At 50.9% G+C, this 19,499-nt stretch carries 21 protein-coding genes and 1 pseudogene; 10 read left to right on the forward strand and 12 right to left on the reverse strand.

The features are described 5' to 3' along the window. Both dapB and FAH67_RS10920 read right to left on the reverse strand, forming a co-directional pair. Window positions 1-810: a 4-hydroxy-tetrahydrodipicolinate reductase gene (dapB, locus tag FAH67_RS10915; protein WP_003682808.1), complete on the reverse strand. Its 810-nt coding sequence runs from the start codon at window positions 808-810 to the stop codon at window positions 1-3. Window positions 811-819: 9 nt separating this feature from the next. Continuing rightward, entirely contained in the window at window positions 820-1,215 is a 396-nt protein-coding gene (locus FAH67_RS10920; protein ID WP_003682810.1) for an outer membrane protein assembly factor BamE, read from the reverse strand. Between the two features lie 151 nt (window positions 1,216-1,366). Between FAH67_RS10920 and fur the strand changes: the two genes are divergently transcribed. From fur to dapD, 3 genes are all read left to right on the forward strand, one after another. Further along, window positions 1,367-1,864 carry a ferric iron uptake transcriptional regulator gene (gene fur / locus FAH67_RS10925; RefSeq protein WP_003682812.1) on the forward strand — a complete coding sequence of 166 codons (498 nt, stop codon included), beginning with the start codon at window positions 1,367-1,369 and terminating at the stop codon, window positions 1,862-1,864. A gap of 77 nt (window positions 1,865-1,941) precedes the next feature. After that, a complete protein-coding gene (gene aat, locus FAH67_RS10930; RefSeq protein WP_039864495.1) occupies window positions 1,942-2,688 on the forward strand; it encodes a leucyl/phenylalanyl-tRNA--protein transferase in 747 nt (248 codons plus the stop codon). A 262-nt stretch (window positions 2,689-2,950) separates the two neighbouring features. Beyond that, window positions 2,951-3,772 (forward strand): 2,3,4,5-tetrahydropyridine-2,6-dicarboxylate N-succinyltransferase, encoded by an 822-nt coding sequence (dapD, locus tag FAH67_RS10935; protein WP_003682816.1) that lies wholly within the window; start codon window positions 2,951-2,953, stop codon window positions 3,770-3,772. Between the two features lie 192 nt (window positions 3,773-3,964). Here dapD and FAH67_RS10940 read toward each other — a convergent pair whose 3' ends face one another. Then, the gene (locus FAH67_RS10940; RefSeq protein ID WP_232500841.1) at window positions 3,965-4,537 is read right to left on the reverse strand and encodes a glycosyltransferase family 8 protein; all 573 of its coding nucleotides are present in this window, start codon (window positions 4,535-4,537) and stop codon (window positions 3,965-3,967) included. Between FAH67_RS10940 and FAH67_RS12185 the strand changes: the two genes are divergently transcribed. After that, window positions 4,529-4,765, forward strand: coding sequence for a hypothetical protein (locus FAH67_RS12185; protein WP_232500842.1), 237 nt, complete (start codon window positions 4,529-4,531; stop codon window positions 4,763-4,765). The genes FAH67_RS10940 and FAH67_RS12185 overlap by 9 nt on opposite strands. A gap of 31 nt (window positions 4,766-4,796) precedes the next feature. On the opposite strand, the gene FAH67_RS10945 is transcribed toward FAH67_RS12185, so the two are convergent. The 3 genes from FAH67_RS10945 to FAH67_RS10955 all read right to left on the reverse strand — a co-directional run bounded on the left by FAH67_RS10945 (window position 4,797) and on the right by FAH67_RS10955 (window position 9,736). Next, entirely contained in the window at window positions 4,797-6,533 is a 1,737-nt protein-coding gene (locus FAH67_RS10945; RefSeq protein WP_440589587.1) for a DNA recombination protein RmuC, read from the reverse strand. Window positions 6,534-7,623: 1,090 nt separating this feature from the next. Next, complete coding sequence (gene mnmE / locus FAH67_RS10950) at window positions 7,624-8,988, reverse strand: tRNA uridine-5-carboxymethylaminomethyl(34) synthesis GTPase MnmE (RefSeq protein ID WP_070504001.1); 1,365 nt, start codon at window positions 8,986-8,988, stop codon at window positions 7,624-7,626. 91 nt (window positions 8,989-9,079) lie between these two features. Then, window positions 9,080-9,736 carry an NAD(P)-dependent oxidoreductase gene (locus FAH67_RS10955; protein WP_003682835.1) on the reverse strand — a complete coding sequence of 219 codons (657 nt, stop codon included), beginning with the start codon at window positions 9,734-9,736 and terminating at the stop codon, window positions 9,080-9,082. A 120-nt stretch (window positions 9,737-9,856) separates the two neighbouring features. On the opposite strand from FAH67_RS10955, the gene FAH67_RS10960 reads away from it, so the two are divergent. Further along, the gene (locus FAH67_RS10960) at window positions 9,857-10,747 is read left to right on the forward strand and encodes a LysR family transcriptional regulator (protein ID WP_003682836.1); all 891 of its coding nucleotides are present in this window, start codon (window positions 9,857-9,859) and stop codon (window positions 10,745-10,747) included. Continuing rightward, window positions 10,744-11,016 (forward strand): GIY-YIG nuclease family protein, encoded by a 273-nt coding sequence (locus FAH67_RS10965; protein ID WP_003682838.1) that lies wholly within the window; start codon window positions 10,744-10,746, stop codon window positions 11,014-11,016. Before FAH67_RS10960 ends, FAH67_RS10965 begins: the two co-directional genes overlap by 4 nt. A 37-nt stretch (window positions 11,017-11,053) precedes the next feature. On the opposite strand, the gene FAH67_RS11935 is transcribed toward FAH67_RS10965, so the two are convergent. Together FAH67_RS11935 and FAH67_RS11940 are read right to left on the reverse strand one after the other, a co-directional pair. Further along, window positions 11,054-11,536, reverse strand: a complete 483-nt coding sequence (locus tag FAH67_RS11935; protein WP_112890680.1) for an IS5 family transposase — start codon at window positions 11,534-11,536, stop codon at window positions 11,054-11,056. 17 nt (window positions 11,537-11,553) lie between these two features. Next, window positions 11,554-11,817: a transposase gene (locus FAH67_RS11940; protein WP_112890679.1), complete on the reverse strand. Its 264-nt coding sequence runs from the start codon at window positions 11,815-11,817 to the stop codon at window positions 11,554-11,556. Between the two features lie 488 nt (window positions 11,818-12,305). On the opposite strand from FAH67_RS11940, the gene FAH67_RS10980 reads away from it, so the two are divergent. The 3 genes and pseudogenes from FAH67_RS10980 to FAH67_RS12410 form a co-directional block, all read left to right on the forward strand. After that, complete coding sequence (locus FAH67_RS10980; protein ID WP_003681597.1) at window positions 12,306-12,839, forward strand: c-type cytochrome; 534 nt, start codon at window positions 12,306-12,308, stop codon at window positions 12,837-12,839. A 147-nt stretch (window positions 12,840-12,986) separates the two neighbouring features. Further along, a complete protein-coding gene (gene ubiG / locus FAH67_RS10985) occupies window positions 12,987-13,715 on the forward strand; it encodes a bifunctional 2-polyprenyl-6-hydroxyphenol methylase/3-demethylubiquinol 3-O-methyltransferase UbiG (protein ID WP_003681593.1) in 729 nt (242 codons plus the stop codon). 134 nt (window positions 13,716-13,849) lie between these two features. Continuing rightward, window positions 13,850-14,064, forward strand: a pseudogene (locus FAH67_RS12410) (hypothetical protein); the annotation flags it as partial. Here FAH67_RS12410 and FAH67_RS10995 read toward each other — a convergent pair. Together FAH67_RS10995 and FAH67_RS11000 are read right to left on the reverse strand one after the other, a co-directional pair. Then, a complete protein-coding gene (locus FAH67_RS10995) occupies window positions 14,028-14,498 on the reverse strand; it encodes a CYTH domain-containing protein (RefSeq protein WP_003681591.1) in 471 nt (156 codons plus the stop codon). The pseudogene FAH67_RS12410 and the gene FAH67_RS10995 overlap by 37 nt on opposite strands. A 38-nt stretch (window positions 14,499-14,536) precedes the next feature. Next, window positions 14,537-14,956 (reverse strand): CopD family protein, encoded by a 420-nt coding sequence (locus tag FAH67_RS11000; protein WP_003681587.1) that lies wholly within the window; start codon window positions 14,954-14,956, stop codon window positions 14,537-14,539. Between the two features lie 234 nt (window positions 14,957-15,190). Between FAH67_RS11000 and FAH67_RS11005 the strand changes: the two genes are divergently transcribed. Next, window positions 15,191-15,454: a hypothetical protein gene (locus FAH67_RS11005; RefSeq protein ID WP_039864247.1), complete on the forward strand. Its 264-nt coding sequence runs from the start codon at window positions 15,191-15,193 to the stop codon at window positions 15,452-15,454. A 358-nt stretch (window positions 15,455-15,812) separates the two neighbouring features. On the opposite strand, the gene FAH67_RS11010 is transcribed toward FAH67_RS11005, so the two are convergent. Beyond that, window positions 15,813-17,849, reverse strand: coding sequence for a M3 family metallopeptidase (locus tag FAH67_RS11010; protein ID WP_003681583.1), 2,037 nt, complete (start codon window positions 17,847-17,849; stop codon window positions 15,813-15,815). Next, the gene (locus tag FAH67_RS11015) at window positions 17,846-19,267 is read right to left on the reverse strand and encodes an RHS repeat domain-containing protein (RefSeq protein WP_003681582.1); all 1,422 of its coding nucleotides are present in this window, start codon (window positions 19,265-19,267) and stop codon (window positions 17,846-17,848) included. The genes FAH67_RS11010 and FAH67_RS11015 overlap by 4 nt, the downstream gene beginning before the upstream one ends. Between the last annotated feature and the right edge of the window lie 232 nt (window positions 19,268-19,499).

The raw sequence follows: 19,499 nt of genomic DNA on the forward strand, positions 1-19,499 counted from the left end.
TTATCGGTTTTTCAAACCCAATACGTCTTGCATATCGTACAGGCCTTTTTTGCCGTTTGCCCAAACTGCGGCGCGTACGGCACCGGCGGCAAAGGTCATGCGGCTGCTGGCCTTGTGGGTGATTTCCACGCGCTCGCCGTCGGTGGCGAAGAGGGCGGTGTGGTCGCCGACGATGTCGCCTGCGCGGACGGTGGCAAAACCGATGGTGGACGGATCGCGCGGGCCGGTGTGGCCTTCGCGGCCGTAAACGGCGCATTCTTTGAGGTCGCGGCCGAGGGCGTCGGCGATGACTTCACCCATACGCAACGCGGTGCCGCTTGGGGCATCGACTTTGTGGCGGTGGTGGCCTTCGATGATTTCGATGTCGTAGCCTTCGTTCAACACGCGGGCGACGGTGTCGAGGATGTGGAAGGTCAGGTTGACGCCGACGCTGAAGTTGGCGGCGAAGACAACGCCTGTTTTTTCGCCTGCGGCTTGGATGGCGGCTTTGCCTGCGTCGTCAAAACCGGTGGTGCCGATGATGATGTTGACGCCTTTTTCCACGCATTTTTGCAGGTGTTTCAGGGTTGGTTCGGGGCGGGTAAAGTCGATGAGGACATCGCTTTGATCCAGTACGGCATCCACGTCGTCTGAAATGGTAACACCAGTTTTGAGGCCGGAGGCGAAGCCTGCATCCAACCCCAATACTTCCGAACCGGAATGCTCGAGTGCGCCGGAGAGGACGGTGTCGGGATGGTTGTTGACGGCTTCAACCAAAACGCGGCCCATGCGGCCGTTGACGCCGGCAATGGCGATTTTCAATGCGCTCATGGGGCTTCCTTATTGCGGCTTGGTTTCGGTGGTCGGAACGACGTTTTGTCCGGCTTGAACCGCTTCGATGGATTTTTGAATGGCATCGCCTTCGGCGCGTGCGAGGACGTCGTTTTCAAAGTACAGGGTCAGGTTGCTTTGTTCTTTGATGATGCCGTTGCGGCTGGTGTTGAAAGTGTAATCCCAGCGGTCGGCATGGAAGGCGTCGCGCAGGAGCGGCGTACCGAGCAGCAGTTGGACTTGGTCGCGGGTCATACCTTGGCGCAGGGAAACCACGGCGCGGGGATTGAGCTCGTTACCTTGAATGATTTTGAGTTTGTAGGATGGAAAGTTGGATACGCGCTCGGCACTGCATGAGGCCAGACCTAAAATAGCGGCGATGGCAAGGCATAAGGCTTTATTCACGGGCTTACCTTTCTGTGTCATTTCGGGAAAGATGTTTATCATCGCTTGAATATTTTTAAAAAGCAAACGATAATCATCTTCTTAATTTTTCTTTTCGCCGATTTTCAATTGTAAGACCGGCGGCAGATTGCCGCCCTTTAACGGCCCAATAGTGGGCAAACGGGCGGAAAGTGCGTATTATAACGGTTATTACCTTACAGGGATATTGAATATTATGGAAAAATTCAGCAACATTGCGCAATTGAAAGACAGTGGTTTGAAAGTTACGGGTCCACGTTTGAAAATTTTGGACTTGTTCGAGACTCATGCCGAGGAGCATTTGAGTGCGGAAGATGTGTACCGTATCCTGTTGGAAGAGGGTGTGGAAATCGGCGTGGCGACGATTTACCGTGTGCTGACCCAGTTTGAACAGGCCGGTATTTTGCAACGCCACCATTTTGAAACCGGCAAAGCGGTTTACGAATTGGACAAAGGTGACCACCACGACCACATCGTCTGCGTGAAATGCGGCGAAGTAACCGAATTCCACAATCCGGAAATCGAAGCGCTGCAAGACAAAATCGCCGAAGAAAACGGCTACCGCATCGTCGATCACGCGCTGTATATGTACGGCGTATGCGGCGAATGCCAAACCAAAACCAAACGTTAATCAGTTTGTATGTTGATTTTTCAGACGGCCTTGGGCATTTTCAGCCTGAGGCCGTCTGAAACTTTATGGGTTTTGCGATGAAGATTCCTTTTCTTGCGCCACGGGATTATCGTTTCCCCGATCCGTCTTACGCTTTGGCAGAATGCGACGGCTTGGTCGGCGTCAGTGGCGATTTGGATATGGGGCGGCTGTTGTCGGCGTATCGGCAGGGGATTTTTCCGTGGTTTAGCCGCGAGGGTTGGTTTTTTTGGTATGCGGTTGCACCGCGTGCCGTGATTGTGCCGGAAAACCTGCATATCGGCCGCTCTTTGGCAAAAACCTTGCGCCACAAGCCGTATCGGGTAACGGTCAACCGCTGTTTTGAAAAAGTAATTGCCCATTGCGCCAATGTGCCGCGTCCGGAACAGGACGGAACGTGGATAGAACCAGCGTTTCAGACGGCCTATTTGAAGCTGCACCATCAGGGGCATGCGCATTCGTTTGAATGCTGGCTACCTGATGAACAAGGCGAAATGCAGTTGGCAGGCGGGTTTTACGGCGTGCAAATCGGCTGCGTGTTTTATGGCGAATCGATGTTTGCCTTGCGTCCCGATGCGTCCAAGATTGCGTTTGCCTGCGCCGTCCCGTTTTTGTCGGATTTGGGCGTTGCGCTGACAGACTGTCAGCAGGATACGGAACATATGCGCCGTTTCGGTTCGCAGTTGATGGATTTTGCCGACTTTCAGACGGCCTTGAAGGATTTGAATGCGAAACCGTTAAAGCGGAATATCGAATGCGGCGTGGTGGCTGAAAATCTTCTGCAAAAGATTGGCTGCGAAGATTGATTTATCGGCACGGCGTGTCGGCAGAATGAGCAGCTTGCATAGCTTAGCTGGAAAATTAGTTAGAAAATAAATGCTATTCAATTCACTTGAACAGGCCGTCTGAAAATCTTGACTTAGCCGAAATCCGGCCGTGTAACGCTCGGCGATAATCATGTTAATAGCTGACGAAATCGCTTTTACATGGCAAAATAACGAGTTAAATATTTGTAATAGGGCGGCCTGAATAGGTTTCAGACGACCCTGATCTCTTGAAGGAATCAACATGTCTTTGCAAAACATCATTGAAACGGCTTTTGAAAACCGTGCCGAAATCAATCCGAATACCGTTACCCCCGAAGTGCGTGAAGCGGTTTTGGAAACCATCCGCCAACTCGACTCCGGCAAACTGCGCGTTGCCGAGCGTTTGGGTGTGGGCGAATGGAAAGTCAACGAATGGGCGAAAAAAGCCGTATTGCTGTCTTTCCGCATTCAGGACAATGAAATCCTCAACGACGGTGTGAACAAATACTTCGACAAAGTACCGACTAAATTTGCCGATTGGTCTGAAGACGAATTCCGCAGAGCAGGTTTCCGCGCAGTTCCGGGTGCGGTTGCCCGCCGTGGCAGCTTTGTGGCGAAAAATGTCGTGTTGATGCCTTCTTATGTCAATATCGGCGCATACGTTGACGAAGGCGCGATGGTCGATACTTGGGCGACTGTCGGCTCTTGCGCGCAAATCGGTAAAAATGTGCACTTGAGCGGCGGCGTCGGCATCGGTGGCGTACTTGAGCCTCTGCAAGCCAGTCCGACCATTATTGAAGACAACTGCTTCATCGGTGCGCGTTCTGAAATCGTTGAGGGCGTGATTGTCGAAGAAGGCAGCGTGATTTCTATGGGTGTGTTCATCGGTCAATCCACTAAAATCTTTGACCGTACTACCGGCGAAATCTATCAAGGCCGCGTACCAGCCGGTTCGGTTGTCGTATCCGGCAGCATGCCTTCCAAAGACGGCAGCCACAGCCTCTACTGCGCGGTTATCGTTAAACGTGTGGACGCACAAACCCGTGCGAAAACTAGCGTGAACGAATTGTTGCGTGGTATCTAATCGGATAACGAACGCCGACTGAGGGTGGGTAGCAAAGCCTGCTTTACAGTCGGGTTTGAACACAAAACAGGCAGAATGTTCTGCCTGTTTTTTATGGCTTAAAGGCCGTCTGAAACGATTTCAGACGGCCTTTTGTTTTTGATGACGGGGTGTTTCAAGATAATTGAAGGGAACGAAAATCCCTGCCTGAAATTACGCTTTCGGCCAGTCGGCGCAATAGTATTGCCAATAGACGTCGATAAAAGGAATCTCGCTGTAATCGCACAACCACGGTTTGGCGCGTGTGGTGTAGTGGATAACGGGCGGGACGGTGTCGGGTTTGGGGAATACTTCGCCGAGGTTTCGTTTTTGGAAATATTCGACTGCGCCGGTTTGGAAGTTCCAAGACTCGTTCAATTCCAGCCAGCTTTTTCGGAAGACGGTATTTAAGAAACATTGGTCGCCATAGGGTACGGCTTCGTTGAGGCAGGCGGCGATTTTCAGCAGTTGCTCCGCGATATTGTGTTCCCGCCATTGCGCCAAGTCGGCCAACAGCATGCCTGAATTGAAATAGGGCGTGGTGTGTAGGTCGATAGGATGTTTCCATTCGGTGCGCGCCAAAACGGAATCTTGTACCGCCTCAACGGGATAACCGCGCATATCGAGGTTGAACAAATCATGCAGGGATTGGGTCACCACCATATCGCTGTCGAGATACAGGGCGCGGTCGACAGGCAGGTGCTGCATCACCAGGCGGAAAAATGCAGCATCCGAAATATGGGACAAGCGGCGATATTGGCTGAAGTCCATCTCGATTTTGACATCATTCAGACGGCTGCCGCTGGCTGCGAGCTTTTGGTTGGTATAGTCGATTCATTCCCGCCTGAAGGTATTGTGCATGAGGTAGAAATCGACATTTGTGTTGTGGGTACAGATGGATTTCATCAGTGTATGAACCTGCTCGGCATAGCCGGTATCGGCGGCAAGGACGATGGTGATGTTGCTTATTGTTAAATTCCCTTTATTTACAATATCTTAAATTTTATCAGTTATCTTCTTGGTCTTGTGCGGTCGGTAAGACGGCGTGGTCTTCGTTTTCCGACATGGCTTTTTCTAATAAATCGCGTTGCAGCTGTTTACCGGCTTTGATGCCTAATTTGCGCAGTTTTTCGGTGCTGCTGATGAGGTTGCCCCTGCCGGAAACCAAGCGGCCATAGGCCGTCTGAAACTGGGATTGAGCCTGACCAAGCGCTTTATTGATGCCGTCCATGCTTTCGACAAAGCCGACAAATTTGTCATAGAGTTTGCTGCCTGCCTCGGCAATCGCCAGCGCGTTTTGGTTTTGTTGCTCGTTGCGCCAGATGTTGGCAACGGTGCGCAGGGTGGCGAGCAGGGTGCTGGGGCCGGTCAGCATGATACGTTTGTCGAAACACTCTTGGAAGAGGTTTGGATCGTGTTGCAGGGCGAGGAGGTAGGCCGGTTCGACAGGGACGAACATAAAGACGAAGTCCAGTGTTTTGACGCCCTCAAGGTCGGTGTAATCCTTCGCTGCCAAGCTTTTAATGTGGGCGCGGATGCTGGCGACATGGTTGGCAAGCTCGCGCTCTGCTTCTGCGCCGGTGCTTTGCGTATAGCGGACGTAGGCGGTCAGTGATACTTTGGAGTCGATGACGATTTGTTTGTTGTCGGGCAGATTGATGAGGACGTCGGGCTGGAAGCGGCGTTGGGTGCCGTCTGCTTCGTGGCGGACGCTGGAGGCTTGAACGATGTATTCGCGGCCTTTTTGCAGGCCGGAATTTTCCAATACGCTTTCCAAAATCATCTCGCCCCAGTTGCCTTGGGTTTTGTTTTGCGTGCCGGTCAGCGCAGTGGTCAGCGCTTTGGCATCGTGGTGGAGCTGGGTGTTGAGCGTTTGCAGGCGTTTGAGCTCGTTTTCGATGGTCAGGCGTTCTTTGGCTTCTTTTTCATAAGTCTGCTGAACCAGCTCGCTGAAGCCGTGTATGCGTTCGTTGAGCGGATTGAGCAGTTGCTGGAGATGGTCGTGGTTTTGTTCGGTAAAGCGGCGGCTTTTCTCTTCCAGAATAGTGTTGGCGAGGTTTTGGAACTGGTCGCTCAGGTTTTTACGCGCATCTGCCAATAGGGCCAGTTTTTCTTCGGCAGCCTGACGGTCTTTTTCCGATTGGGTGTTAAGGCGCTCGTTTTGGACTTGCAGCGCATGGTTTTGCTCTAACAGCGTGTCGTAGTCTTGTTTCAGACGGCCTTTTTCGGCTTCCTGTTGCTGTAAAAGGCTGTTTTTGTCGTCGATATTGGCTTTTTCTTGCGTCAGTTGTGTGGAGAGGCGTTCGTTTTGGACTTGCAGCGCATAGTTTTGCTCCAACAGCGTGTCGTAGTCTTGTTTCAGACGGCCTTTTTCCGTTTCCTGCTGTTGCAAAAGCGTATTTTTATCCGCACCCAATGCCTGTTCTTGAACCAGTTGCGTGTTTAATCGCTCATTGTTGATTTGCAGGTTTTGCGCGCTTTGCTGCCATTTTGCACATTCGTGTTTTAAAGCTTCGGCTTCGGCCTCGCAATCTTGCAGATAGGCAATCTGTTTTTCGGCTGCGGCAAAGCGGTTGCCCGTCTCCTGCAATTCGTCTTGCAATTCCTGCACGGTATGGCGGCTTTGCGCCAAGTCCGCCGCAGTTTGAGCCTGAACTTGTTCGGCAAACTCATGCAGGCGGCGGCTTTCGGCCAATTCTTGCAAAACAATAAAGTGTCGGCTTTGGGCTTGGTGGCGTGTCATCAGCCAAGCAAACAGCGCGCCGATAAAAAATGCGGCCGCGCCGGTCAGAATTAGGGTGTTGTTCATGCTGGAAATAGTCAATACGCAGAATGTTTCACTATATCATATATTTGCAGCGCATTTTATGTTCGGATATGCGCTAGAAGCGTGTATTTCTTTAGAAGAAGCTATCAAAGGTATTGGTTTTGACTAAGTGAAGATTTGGTTTATCAAAAAGATATATTTATAACATTTTGAATTTAAAAATATATTTAATTTAGAGTGCGATTTTGCAACAAAAAAGGAGGGATTTTATGGGCGCAGAAAGATACGTTTGTAGTGTATGTAATTAAGACATCGGTGTCATTGAAAAAGACATCGGTGTCATTTTCAAAACAAAATATAAATTAACTAAAATCTTCATTATGTATATTTTTATCATTTTTTCTTTACGGAAAAGTTGTATTAATTAACGATTAACACGGTATGATTCGTCCTGTCGGCAGCGCAGATGCCGGCGAAAAAATGTGTATGTTGTTAAATAACATTTTGTATCTATGAAAAAGGACTACTTAAAATGGGACATTTAATAACGCTTGCCGCCGCTTCTTTAATCGCATGCCGGGGATACCGGCCTCCGCCCTCGGCATCGCCTACAATATTGAAACGGTAGTACACAAATAATTCAATCATAAACGAATTAATGACAATACCTCAGGAAACGCAACTTAGGCCGTTTTTCGGCCGACAGACAAGAAAGTGAGACAAACAATGAAAACTTTAATCAAACTGGCAGCAGCCTCTTTAATCGGTATGTCCGGCCTGACCGTAGGCGCAACCAATATCGCCCACAATATGGCTGATGCCGACAAATAAAAAAATACACAACACACCCTTAAATACACAGAAAAGAGTTAAAATGAAAACATTAATCAAATTGGCTGCGGCTTCTTTGATCGGCATGTCCGGTTTGACAGTTGGCGCAACCAATATTGCAAAAAATATGGCAGAAGCTGCCAATAAATAAACGCAAGTGAAATTAAGCTTGTTTTGGTGATAAAAAAGGCTGTCTGAACATTCAGACGGCCTTTGTCTTTGATGGCAAACCGTTTTATTTGCCGATACAGAAGCGCGAGAAAATCACGCCCAGCAAATCGTCGGCGGTAAATTCGCCGGTAATTTCGCTGCACGCGTTTTGGGCGAGGCGCAGGTGTTCGGCGAAAAGCTCGATTTGGTTATTGTTGCAGAGGGCGGCGTTTTCCAGCTCGGCTTCGGCTTCGTGCAGGGCGTTGAGGTGGCGGCTGCGCGCGAGGAACAGGCTTTCGCTTTCGCCCTGCCAGCCTACTTCCTGCAACAGCGCGTGTTTGAGCAAATCGAGACCCGCGCCGGTTTTGGCAGACAGGCTGATGACGCTTTCTGCGCCAGTTTGCGCGAGGCCGTCTGAACGGACGGCGACAGGTTCGCCGGTCAGGTCGGCTTTGTTGTGGATTTCGATTTTTTTCAAACCTTCGGGCAGGCTGTTCAAAATGGCTTGGGTTTTAGCATTCACGCCTTCGCGCGGGTCAATCAGAATCAGGGCGACATCGGCTTCGGAGACGGCTTTGCGACTGCGCTCGATGCCGATTTGTTCGACCACGTCGTCGGTTTCGCGCAGGCCGGCGGTGTCGATGATGTGGACGGGCACGCCGTCGAGGGTGATTTGTTCGCGCACGGTGTCGCGGGTGGTGCCGGCGATGTCGGTTACGATGGCGATGTCGTCGCCAGCCAAGGCGTTGAGCAGGCTGGATTTGCCGACGTTGGGCGCGCCGACGAGGACGACGTTCATGCCTTCACGCAAAATCGCGCCTTGTTCCGCACTGGCGAGGACGGTTTTTAGACGGCCTTGCAGGGCTTGGAGCTTGCCGCGTGCGTCGGCGGCTTCGAGAAAATCAATGTCTTCTTCGGGGAAGTCTAACGTGGCTTCAACTAGCATCCGTAGGGTGATAAGGTCGTCCACCAGCTCGTGTATGTGTTGGGAGAACGCGCCTTTGAGCGAACGCAACGCCATGCGTGCGGCGGACTTGCTGGAGGCGTCGATGAGGTCGGCGACGCTTTCGGCTTGGGCAAGGTCGAGTTTGTTGTTGAGGAAGGCGCGTTTGGTAAATTCGCCCGGCTCCGCCATGCGTGCGCCCAGTTCGAGGCAGCGGGAGAGCAGCATGTCCATCACGACGGGGCCGCCGTGCCCCTGCAATTCAATCACGTCTTCGCCGGTGAAGCTGGCGGGGGCGGCGAAGTAGAGCAGGATGCCGTTGTCTATCGGCTGCCCGTCGCCGCCGAGAAAGTCGGTGTAAAGCGCGGTGCGCGGTTTGGGCGTTTTGCCGCCGCTGAGGGTTTGCGCCAAAGGCAGCAGGTTTTTGCCGGAAAGACGGATCACGCCGACACCGCCGCGTCCGGGTGCGGTGGCGATGGCGGCGATGGTGGGTTGGGTTGCGGACATGAGAACTCGCGTATAGATAAATTTAATGTGCGTATTATAGCAAAAGGCCGTCTGAAACTTTGGGTTTCAGACGGCCTTTAAATCAAGACGATTAAACGGCGGCGACGGTAAAGCGCTCAAACAAATGCGCTTTGTTTTCTACATCGTCGGCGATGGCGACTGCCAAATCGGCCACGCTGATGCCTGCCGGAATTTCACCGTCCATCAGCAAATCATCTTTGCCCAAACGGTATTTGCCGGTTTTGTCTTCGCTGAAGCCGCCGTCCGCGCCCAATCGTGCCGGAGGGGAAACGAAAGACCAGTTCACATCGCGGCGCGGCAGGAGTTCTGCTAAAAGATGGCGTGCGGCATTGGCGCCGTCGAAAATTTCTTTCGGGAAGTCAGGCGTATCGATAACTTGCAAACCGGGTGTCACATACAGGCTGCCTGCACCGCCGACGACCAATAAATAAGGCACTTGTGCTGCTTTTGCCGCTTCGACGATATTGTTTGCGCCGCGTGTGAAATCCACGCCGATATTGGGATTGATCCAGCCCGGATTGAACGCGCTGACCACGGCGTCAAAGCCTGCCAGTTTGTCGGCAAAATCTGCTGCGTTGACATCTGCAGAGACGGCGGCAACATTTTGCGCTTGGAAAACTTTGTCTGTGTTGCGGGCGAAAGCAGTTACTTCATGACCGCGACCTGCCAATTCTTGAACGACTGCGTTGCCGACATAACCAGTTGCACCGATAACTGCGATTTTCATATTTGACTCCTTGTGGGGATGTGATTGATTAGATGAATGCATTGTAAGGCCATATGAAACGCTTGATAATCCCTGATTTACTGTTATGATTGTGAAGTTTAACTAAACAATCAAAACAGAATGCAAGACATCAAACCCCTGCTTGTTTTCGCTACCGTTCTCGAACACGGCAGCATGAACGCCGCCGCTGCCGCGCTGGGCATGACTCCGTCTGCCGTCAGCCAGCACATCAACCGCCTTGAAGCTCTACACGGCATCAAGCTGTTAAACCGCAGTACGCGCAGCCTTGCGCCGACCGATGCCGGCAGAGCCTTGGGCGAATACTGCCGCCGCCTTGCCGCCACGCTTGCCGATACGCGTACTGTTATTGATAACCTCAAAACCAAACCCGTCGGCGAATTGCGTATTTCCCTGACTTCCACCGTCATCGAGTCCCGCGCTTTTCAGACGGCCTTTTCGCGATTGCAAACCGAGTTCCCAAAAATCCGCCCTGTCCTTAATTTCAGCGATACTTTGGACGACCTGCAACATAATCAGACCGACATTGCCATACGCGGCGGCGACCGGGCTTTGGACGATCCCAATTTGGTTGCGCGTCATCTCGTGACGTGGCCGTATATGATTTGCGCCGCGCCCGATTATCTCGACCGCTATCCGCCCATTACCCATCCCTCGCAGCTTCACGCCCACCGCTGGCTGCATTTTTTACCTGTCCGCACCACCTTGCAAAACGGTGAAGAAAGCTATTTCCTCGACGTCGCCGACAGCATTGCCTGTACGCATCTTGCCGCCGTGTGCCATCTGACCGAAAGCGGTTTCGGTTTGTCTTTGCAAGTAGGCGGCGAAGTGAGGAAAAAAATTGCACAAGGCCGTCTGAAAGCGGTTTTGCCTGAATGGACATTGCCGCTGGTCAGCCTTTATTTGGTGACGCCTTATCGTGTGCAGTCTGCCAAAACCGAGGCTGCCGTGCGCATTTTTACCGAGAGTTTTGCCAAGGAAGGGGATTTATGAGCGCGGAAAATTGGAGCGTTTACCTGATTTTGTGCGAAAACGGCGCGTTTTATTGCGGCATCAGCAACCGTCCGCAAGAGCGATTTGCGGCGCATTTGTCAGGAAAAGGCGCGAAATACACGCGGTTGAACAAGCCTGTCGAGATGCGCATCGTTTCAGACGGCCTGAACAAAAGTGAAGCACTGAAATGGGAAATCGGCATTAAGAAATTGACGGCAGAGCAGAAGCGGGGATTGTGGGCGGAAGCTGAAACATTGGCAAAAGGTTAATGGCGGTACTGGATTAAGAACCTGTATTCACAAACAACTATTTGATAAATTTTAATATTTGTGAAATATACCCTAGTTTGACAAAATTTTCAGCAGATAAATTCGTCTGCTCAAAATCTTTTGCCAAACGTCGAGACCAACCTAACCATGCAAACGTTCGTTCTACAATCCAACGTTTGGGCAGAATATGCCAAGAAATATCTTGAATTTTCTTTGAAATCTCAACAGTTAAACCCAATTGCTCCGATACTTCGCGCTCAAATGTATTCCGATAACCTGCGTCTGCACAGAAACCTTTTAAACCCGGATAGGTCTCAAACGCTTTTTTTGCTGCAAAAATACCTGCTTTTGTGTCATGAATATTGGCTGCATGAACCACAACAGACAATAGGTTACCCAACGTATCAACAGCTATATGTCGCTTACGGCCTTTGATTTTTTTACCTCCGTCAAAACCTTTATCATGTGCGCCGGAAGCTGTTTTGACACTTTGCGAATCAATAATGGCATAAGTCGGCATCGCTTGTTTTTGATGGATTAAACGTTTTTTTGAACCAATGCCGAAAGAATCCTATCCCATAAGCCTGATTGGTTGGCTCTGCGATAGAAACTCCATACGGTTGGATAAGGTGGAAAATCATTGGGCAGCATACGCCATTGGCAACCTGTTTTGGTAATGTACAAAACGGCATTCACTAATTCACGTTTATCCCATTTGTAGTGGCGTAGCCGGTTAAAATGCGGCTCAATCGCTTGCCATTGGGCATCTGTTAAGTCTGTTGGGTAGGATTTTCCAGTCATAAAGATATTTTATCATTTTTGTGAATACAGGTTCTAAATTGTAGTCGGGATATGAATAACCACATAAATAGATAAGCCTGCTGGTGTCTTTTGCATAGCCAAGCGGCAAATGTTTATTAACATGATTCAAAAAGGCCGTCTGAAACCTGATTTGGGTTCAGACGGCCTTTTTAGGATAAGAGGCGGTTTAATGCTTATTGTATTATCTGGAAAACTTGTAAAAAGTTGAATTTAAAAAGAAACTTTAAAAATTAAGAGGATAACTGGTTGAACAATAAAATGAAAATTATTACGCTAAATGACAAATGGCGTAAATTTCTATCTGAGTAGAGGTGTGGTGTCAATATGTTTTTCCTGTTTTTGTGACAAAATCTGATTTATACCAATATTTATTATAGTGTAGGTCGAAGGTATTAGTTTCTATGCTAAAATTTTTAAGCTGTTTATATAAAACAGTGATTTAAACTAAAACTAAGGAAAGACAGAACATGAACAAATTACTGATTGCCGTAATGATGATGGCTGGTTTGACAGCTTGTTCCCAAGAGGCTAAACAGGAGACTCAAGAGGCTGCTCAAGCCGTTGCATCTGAAGTTAAAAACGAAGTTGCTTCTGCTGCCGATGCTACTGCATCTGCCGCTCAAGAAGCTGCCGATAAAGTCGAAGCCGCTGCCAGCAAAGCAGAGGAAGCCGCTAAACCTGAAGAAGCTGCCAAGCCTGAAGAGAAAACCGAAGCGCCTGCTGCTGACGCCAAACCTGCAGAAGCCGCCAAAGTGGACGGTAAAGCTGTTTTCGAAGCGAACTGTAAAGCATGTCACAGCGGCTTGATTCCCGGCGCTCCTGCCGTAGGCAAAAATGAAGACTGGGCTCCTCGTATCAAACAAGGCCAAGACACTCTGCACAAACACGCAATCGAAGGCTTCAAAGCCATGCCGGCCAAAGGCGGCAACGGCAGCTTGAGCGATGATGAAGTGAAAGCTGCAGTTGACTACATGGCCAACGAATCCGGCGCTAAATTCTAAATCGTACCGATTGAAACGCACCTTGCAACAAGGTGCGTTTTTTATGGGTAGGCGGATGAAAGTTGAAATAGGGCCGATAAACAGGCAAAGGCCGTCTGAAACATTTTATTTTGAAGCGCAATCGGCTAAAATCAGGCGAATTATTTTATGCAGGAGCAAACCATGCGCAATCAACACGACAACGTAGATGCCGGCGAAATCGCCAAGTTCAGCCAAATCGCCGACAAATGGTGGGATAAAAACGGCGAATTCAAGCCCCTGCATGACATCAATCCCTTGCGCCTCGACTATATCGACGGCTATGCCGGATTGGCAGGCAAACGTGTATTAGATGTAGGCTGCGGTGGCGGTATTTTGTCGGAAAGCATGGCCAAACGCGGCGCAGAACACGTGACCGGCATCGATATGGCGGAAAAATCCCTGCAAACCGCCGCTGCCCATGCGGCCGCTCAACACGTTGCCAATATCGATTACCGCTGCATCCGCGTCGAAGACCTCGCCGCCGAACAGCCGCACAGCTTTGACGTGGTAACGTGTATGGAAATGATGGAACACGTTCCCGATCCGTCCGCCATCGTTCAAGCCTGCGCGAAACTGGTCAAACCCGACGGCATGGTGTTTTTCTCCACCATCAACCGCAATCCCAAATCTTATCTGCATCTGATTGTCGGCGCGGAATATCTGTTGAAATTCGTCCCCAAAGGTACGCACGACTGGAAAAAATTCATCACGCCGGCAGAACTCGCGCGCATGTGCCGCCAAGCCGGATTGGATACCATTGGCAGCAAGGGCATGACCTACAATTTGTTGAGCGGCCGTTATTCCCTGTGCGACTCGACCGAGGTTAACTATATGGTGGCCTGCCGTCCGGCGTAAGGTTAGACTGATAAAACACATGGGCTTGCCCGATATTTGAAACGGTATGTCGATAGCAACTTGATTCAAATATCGGTAAGGCAAATCAGGCCGTCTGAAAAGAAAAAAGGCATGTTCGATACATGCCTTTTTTGTATAGTGGATTAAATTTAAATCAGGACAAGGCGACGAAGCCGCAGACAGTACAGATAGTACGGAACCGATTCACTTGGTGCTTCAGCACCTTAGAGAATCGTTCTCTTTGATCTAAGGCGAGGCAACGCCGTACTGGTTTAAAGTTAATCCACTATATGTGCAGAGAGGTTGTCACCCTTATTCTGTCCAAGACGAATACGGATGTTTGCTCAGATACGCATTGGTGAATTTACCGTCTGCCGTGATTTCCTTGCCCAACCAAGATGGTTTGGGGAACTCGGTATCTTCAGACGGCAATTCGATTTCCGCCACAATCAATGGCGCATTGTCGCCAAAATATTCGTCGATTTCATACACAAAGCCTTCAAATTCGACCCGATAGCGGTATTTTTCCATTTTAAACGGACACATATCCGCCATCATCGCTTGCGCGTGAGCCAGCGGAATTTCGTATTCAAACTCGCTGCGCGTCATGTCGGAAATATAGCCTTTCAGGGTCAGCCATGCTTGCGAACCGATAATCCGCACGCGGATGGTGCGCTCTTTTTCCACGCTCAAATAGCCCTGTTGCAACACCAGCGGCTCGCTTGCCGCTTCGCGCCAACTGTCATCCGCCAGCAAAAAGCGGCGTTCGATTTCGACCGTCATGAATTCTTTCCTTATTTACCAAACAGGCCGTCTGAAGATCAAAACGGCTTGAAAACCACCATATAAAGCGCGGCCACCATCATCAATACGGGGAGTTCGTTGAATACCCGATACCAGCGGTGCGAATACACATTGCTGCCGTTTTGAAAACGGCGTAGCAGCAGACCGCAATAAAGCTGATAAGCCAAGAGCAGCAGGCCGCACAATAATTTAACCGCCAGCCAGCCGTTTCCCCACCAATTGTTTACAAACCCGATAGCCGCACCAAATATCAGCGTTCCCCAGCCCAAAGGCGACATAAAGCGGTACAGCCTGCGCGACATATCTGTCAGCCGTACATATTCCACGCTGCCGGGCTCTAATTGCGCCAGATTCACATAAATCCTCGGCAGATAAAACAGTCCGGCAAACCAAGAAATTACAAAAAACACATGCAGCAGCTTAAACCACAAATACATTTCAGACGGCCTCAAAACCTAAAACCATTATTTTATCCGCAATACTGCTTAAGCCAAAACAAAATAGTCAAAACAATCCGATTTAGTGCGCCGCAACAATGTGTTGCAGGCGCGATTTTACCCAAAAAACAAATTGTAAATTCCGCAACAATATGCAAATTAAGCTATGCACAATGCAAAAAACTTGTTAGAATTCTATGCTATTTAATTATAAAAACGTTATGGACGGAAAACATGAAACAATTCGAAATCAGCAACAGCGTCAGGAAAGAGCTTAGCAACTACCTGAATACGCACAATCTAAGCCTCAAAGCCGCCATGGACAACGAAATAACCAATGGCGAGGTTGCCGCCATCGTTCACGCAGGATTACCGGCGATGATTCGGAAAATCTATTCTTTGGAAAAAATGAAAACCTTTTTCTGGACGAAAAAAGATTTGATGATGGAATTTATCAATATGCGCTTGGCAGCCGGCGATAAAAAAGGCAAAAACTAATTTTAGTGTTGGGCTGGGGGGAGATAGGGGTTTGATATGCGGGCTTCTGTCTTTCTCGAAGTCTTGTTAGGGATAGGATTTACTCATTGTTCCTAATAAGTTTTGACAACCGAAAGGCCGTCTGAAATTCAAATGATAGGGCATGGGGAACATGCCCTGTTTTTATGGGCGGTTTGTTTGCATTGGGAAAATATTGAGCTTGGCAACTGTTGCGTCGTTCCGCGCTGGGTGGTTTTATCGGCTGAATAGTTTTATATTTGTTTTGCTGAACATATTGAATGGATTATAAAAAGGCCGTCTGAAACATTTCAGACGGCCTTTGGCGTTGAATCAGCAATTAAAACGGCGGATTTTCCAATCAAGCTGCGTTGTCGAAACCGCTGTGGCGGAGTAGGGCATCCAGGCTTGGTTCACGGCCGCGAAAGGCTTTGAAGGATTCGGCTGCGCTGCGCGAACCGCCGACGGCCAGTATTTCTTTCCAGAAGCGGCGGCCGGTTTCGGCAACATCGTCGCTTTCTTCAAAAGCGGCATAAGCGTCTGCACTCAAAACTTCTGCCCATGCGTAGCTGTAATAGCCTGCTGAGTAGCCGCCGGCGAAGATATGGCTGAAGCTCAAGGCAAAGCGGTTGTATGCCGGCGGTTGGGTTACGGCGACTTCTTGACGCACTTTATCCAAGATTTGCGGCCATTCTTTCAGACGGCCTTCGTCTTCCTGATGGTAGATTTCCATGTCGAAGAGGGCAAATTCCATTTGACGGACGAGGAACATACCGCGTTGGAAGTTTTTGGCCGCATGCATTTTGTCGAACAGCTCTTTCGGCAATACCGCGCCGGTTTCTTCGTGCGAGGACATTTGCGCCAATACGTCGTATTCCCAAACGAAGTTTTCCATGAATTGGCTGGGCAGTTCGACCGCGTCCCATTCGACGCCGTTGATGCCGGATACGCCCACTTCGTCAACCTGGGTCAACAAGTGGTGCAGGCCGTGGCCGGTTTCGTGGAAGAGGGTGATGATTTCGTCGTGGCTCAAACGCGCTTCTTTGTCGCCTACCGGCGGGGTAAAGTTGCAGACGAGGTAGGCGGTCGGCAGTTGCAGCGTACCGTCGGCGAAACGGCGGCGGCTTTTGTAGCCGTCCATCCATGCGCCGCCGCGTTTGCCTTCGCGTGCGTACAAGTCCATGTAAACGCCGCCGATGGTCTGGCCGTCTTGTTTCAGCTCGAAATAGCGCACGTCTTTGTGCCAAACAGGGACGGTTTTTTCAGCCAGCTCGATGCCGTAGAGTTTTTTGATTTGGGCAAACAGGCCTGCCAATACTTTGCTGATAGGGAAGTATTTTTTCACTTCGGTTTCGCTGAAGGCGTATTTGGCTTGGCGCAGTTTTTCGGCAGCGTAGCTCAAATCCCAAGATTGCGGATCTTCGATATTCAGGCTCTCGCGTGCAAAGGCTTTGATTTCGGCAAAGTCTTTTTCGGCAAACGGTTTGGCGCGGCGGGCAAGGTCATGCAGGAAATTCAGAACCTGTTCGGGCGTATCCGCCATTTTGGTGGCCAGCGACAGCTCGGCGTAGTTTTTGAAGCCGAGCAGTTTGGCGGTTTTCAGTGCGTTTGCAAGCGTTTGTTCGACGTTGGCCGTGTTGTCGAATTTGCCTTCGTCAGACAATTCGCTGGCACGGGTAACGTAGGCGCGGTAGATTTGTTCGCGCAGTTCGCGGTTGTCGGCGTATTGGATAACGGCGAGGTAGTGCGGAATCTGCAGGCCGATTTTGTAGCCTGTTTTGCCCTCGCTTTGCGCGGCGGCGGCAAACATGGCGATGGAGTCTTCGGGAATGCCGGCAAGCGGCGCGGCATCGTCAAAGTAAATGCCGAAAGCGTCGGTCGCATCTTGGATGTTTTGTGCGAATTTGGCACCCAGTTGCGCGCCTTCGGTTTGCAGTTGCGCCAGTTCTGCCTGCTGTTCGGGCGGTAATTCGGCACCGCTGAGGACAAAATCGCGCAAGTCGTGGTTGAGCTTGGTTTGCTGCGCAGGGGAGAGGGTGTCGAATTCGGCAGAATTTTTGATGATTTTGAAGCGGTTGTACAACTCGATGTCTTGACCGATTTCGGTGAAGAAGATGGTGATTTCAGGCATCAATTCGTTGTATACGGCACGCAGCTCGGGCGTATCGACCACGGAGTTGAGATGGGAAACCACGCTCCAAATGCGGCCGACACGTTCGGTAATGTCAGTCAGTTTTTCGACGGTGTTGGCCCAGTCGGTATGCGTTTGCGCTTTGATGGCGGCGATTTGTTCGCGCGCTTCGGCGATGGCGGTTTGCAGGGCGGGCTTGATGTTTTCGGTTTTGATTTGGTCGAAACGGGGCGTTTCTCCCAAGTGGAGCAGGACGTTGTCGCTCATATGGTTTCTCCTGAATAAGATGGATTCAGACGGCCTTGTGGCCGTCTGAAAAGAAAACGATAGGCGTTATATGGTGGCAGACAGGCAGAATTAAAGTGTCTTGTCTGCCTGTCGGCCAATTTTATTCTGCGCCGCGCGGATTGGCGTGCAATGGCGCAGCCAGTTCGAGACGCATCGGTGTGCCTTTCGGGGCAAATACTGCATTGGCAACATTGGATGTTGCGTTTGAACCGGTGGATGTGCCAAGTCTCGGGACGCTCTTTCAGACGGCCTTTATCGGTGCTTTGGCCGTATTCGGTCTGTTGAACCAGTTGTCCGGCGGCATCGTAGCCGTAGGCGGTGATTTTGCCGTCCCAGCCGGTTTCTTGGATCAGGTTGTCGGTTCGGTCGTAATCGAGACGGTAGGTTTCGCCGTTTTCGTTGGTGAGGACGGTCAGACGGCGGGCTTTGTCGTAGGTGTAGGCGAAGGTATGGCCCAGTGCGTTGGTGCGTTTGAGCGGCAGTCCGTCCGCCGCGAGTTCGTAGGCGGTTTTGACACCGAGTCCGTCGATGTGGGCGGTCAGCCGGTTGAGGCGGTCGTATTCGAAGGTTTCGTGACTGCCGTCGGGATAGTCGGTACGGACGGGGTTGCCCGCTGCGTCGTAGTGGTGGCGGGTGGTATGGCCCAGCGCATCGGTAACGGTTTCGAGATCGCCGTATTCGGTATAACCGAAACGGGTGGTTTCGCCGGTACAGTCGGTAAAGCAGACGAGTTGGTCGAGGGTGTCGTAGTGTAGGCGTCGGGTTTTGCCTAAGGCGTCGGTAATGGTTTCGGGCAGCCATCGGGCGTTGTAGCCGTAGCTGGTGGTGTAACCGGCGGGGTCGGTGATGCTGACGAGGTTGCCGCGTCCGTCGTAGGTGTAGGCGGTAATCCTGCCTGCGGGATCGTTGACGGCAACCGGCAGGTTGAGGGTTTCGTGGTAGTCGATTTGGGTGCTGCTGCCGTCCGGGGCGGTGATGGCGATGACGTTGCTTTCGGTATCGTAGAGATAGCGGGTTTCGCGTCCGAGCGGGTCGCGTTCTACGGTAATGCGGCCGTAGCTGTCGCGTTCGCTGTCGCTGCGTTGTCCGTCGGCGTCGATGCGGTAGATAAGTTCGCGGTTTTCGTCGAAACCGTACACTTCCGTCCGTCCCAATGCGTCGGTAACGACGGTATGGTCTTTGCGGTAGTCGAACGTCCATTCTTCGCCGAGGTTGTTGCTGCTTTTGAGCACTTTGCCGTCGGTGTCGTAACGGTCGTATTCGTAGCGGGATACCAGTCCGTCGGGCCGGCTGTGTTCGACCATGATGTGGTTGCGATAGGCGAAACCGCGCAGTTTTTTGCCGTCGCGTCCGTAAACGGCGGTCAAATCGCCGTAGCCGTCGTAGCCGTAGCGCACCAGTTCCTTGCCGTTGAAGGTGACGGAAGTAAGGCGGTTGACGTAGAAACGTTCGTCTTCGGAAACGAAGACGTCCCGTTCTCCGGCCGGATCGAAGTCGAGATCGTTGTCGTGCAGACGGATAGAGGAGAATACGGGCTGGAAGTGTCGGCCGCTGCCGTCATAAATGCTGTGCGGCAGTCCGTTGTCGTCGTAGCAGAGGCGGATATGGCGGCCGTTGCGGTCGAGTTGT

The sequence above is a fragment of the Neisseria flavescens genome (assembly GCF_005221285.1).
Lineage (GTDB): Bacteria > Pseudomonadota > Gammaproteobacteria > Burkholderiales > Neisseriaceae > Neisseria > Neisseria flavescens.

Excerpts from the sequence above, each read along its gene's own strand:
- dapD (WP_003682816.1), top strand. The coding sequence starts at position 2,951 with ATGTCTTTGCAAAACATCATTGAAACGGCTTTTGAAAACCGTGCCGAA.
- FAH67_RS11935 (WP_112890680.1), bottom strand. The coding sequence starts at position 11,536 with ATGCCGACTTATGCCATTATTGATTCGCAAAGTGTCAAAACAGCTTCC.
- FAH67_RS10960 (WP_003682836.1), top strand. The coding sequence starts at position 9,857 with ATGCAAGACATCAAACCCCTGCTTGTTTTCGCTACCGTTCTCGAACAC.
- FAH67_RS11005 (WP_039864247.1), top strand. The coding sequence starts at position 15,191 with ATGAAACAATTCGAAATCAGCAACAGCGTCAGGAAAGAGCTTAGCAAC.
- FAH67_RS10995 (WP_003681591.1), bottom strand. The coding sequence starts at position 14,498 with ATGACGGTCGAAATCGAACGCCGCTTTTTGCTGGCGGATGACAGTTGG.
- FAH67_RS12185 (WP_232500842.1), top strand. The coding sequence starts at position 4,529 with ATGGGACAAGCGGCGATATTGGCTGAAGTCCATCTCGATTTTGACATC.
- FAH67_RS11010 (WP_003681583.1), bottom strand. The coding sequence starts at position 17,849 with ATGAGCGACAACGTCCTGCTCCACTTGGGAGAAACGCCCCGTTTCGAC.
- mnmE (WP_070504001.1), bottom strand. The coding sequence starts at position 8,988 with ATGTCCGCAACCCAACCCACCATCGCCGCCATCGCCACCGCACCCGGA.
- FAH67_RS10965 (WP_003682838.1), top strand. The coding sequence starts at position 10,744 with ATGAGCGCGGAAAATTGGAGCGTTTACCTGATTTTGTGCGAAAACGGC.
- FAH67_RS10955 (WP_003682835.1), bottom strand. The coding sequence starts at position 9,736 with ATGAAAATCGCAGTTATCGGTGCAACTGGTTATGTCGGCAACGCAGTC.
- FAH67_RS10980 (WP_003681597.1), top strand. The coding sequence starts at position 12,306 with ATGAACAAATTACTGATTGCCGTAATGATGATGGCTGGTTTGACAGCT.
- FAH67_RS11000 (WP_003681587.1), bottom strand. The coding sequence starts at position 14,956 with ATGTATTTGTGGTTTAAGCTGCTGCATGTGTTTTTTGTAATTTCTTGG.
- aat (WP_039864495.1), top strand. The coding sequence starts at position 1,942 with ATGAAGATTCCTTTTCTTGCGCCACGGGATTATCGTTTCCCCGATCCG.
- FAH67_RS11940 (WP_112890679.1), bottom strand. The coding sequence starts at position 11,817 with ATGACTGGAAAATCCTACCCAACAGACTTAACAGATGCCCAATGGCAA.
- ubiG (WP_003681593.1), top strand. The coding sequence starts at position 12,987 with ATGCAGGAGCAAACCATGCGCAATCAACACGACAACGTAGATGCCGGC.
- dapB (WP_003682808.1), bottom strand. The coding sequence starts at position 810 with ATGAGCGCATTGAAAATCGCCATTGCCGGCGTCAACGGCCGCATGGGC.
- FAH67_RS10945 (WP_440589587.1), bottom strand. The coding sequence starts at position 6,533 with ATGACACGCCACCAAGCCCAAAGCCGACACTTTATTGTTTTGCAAGAA.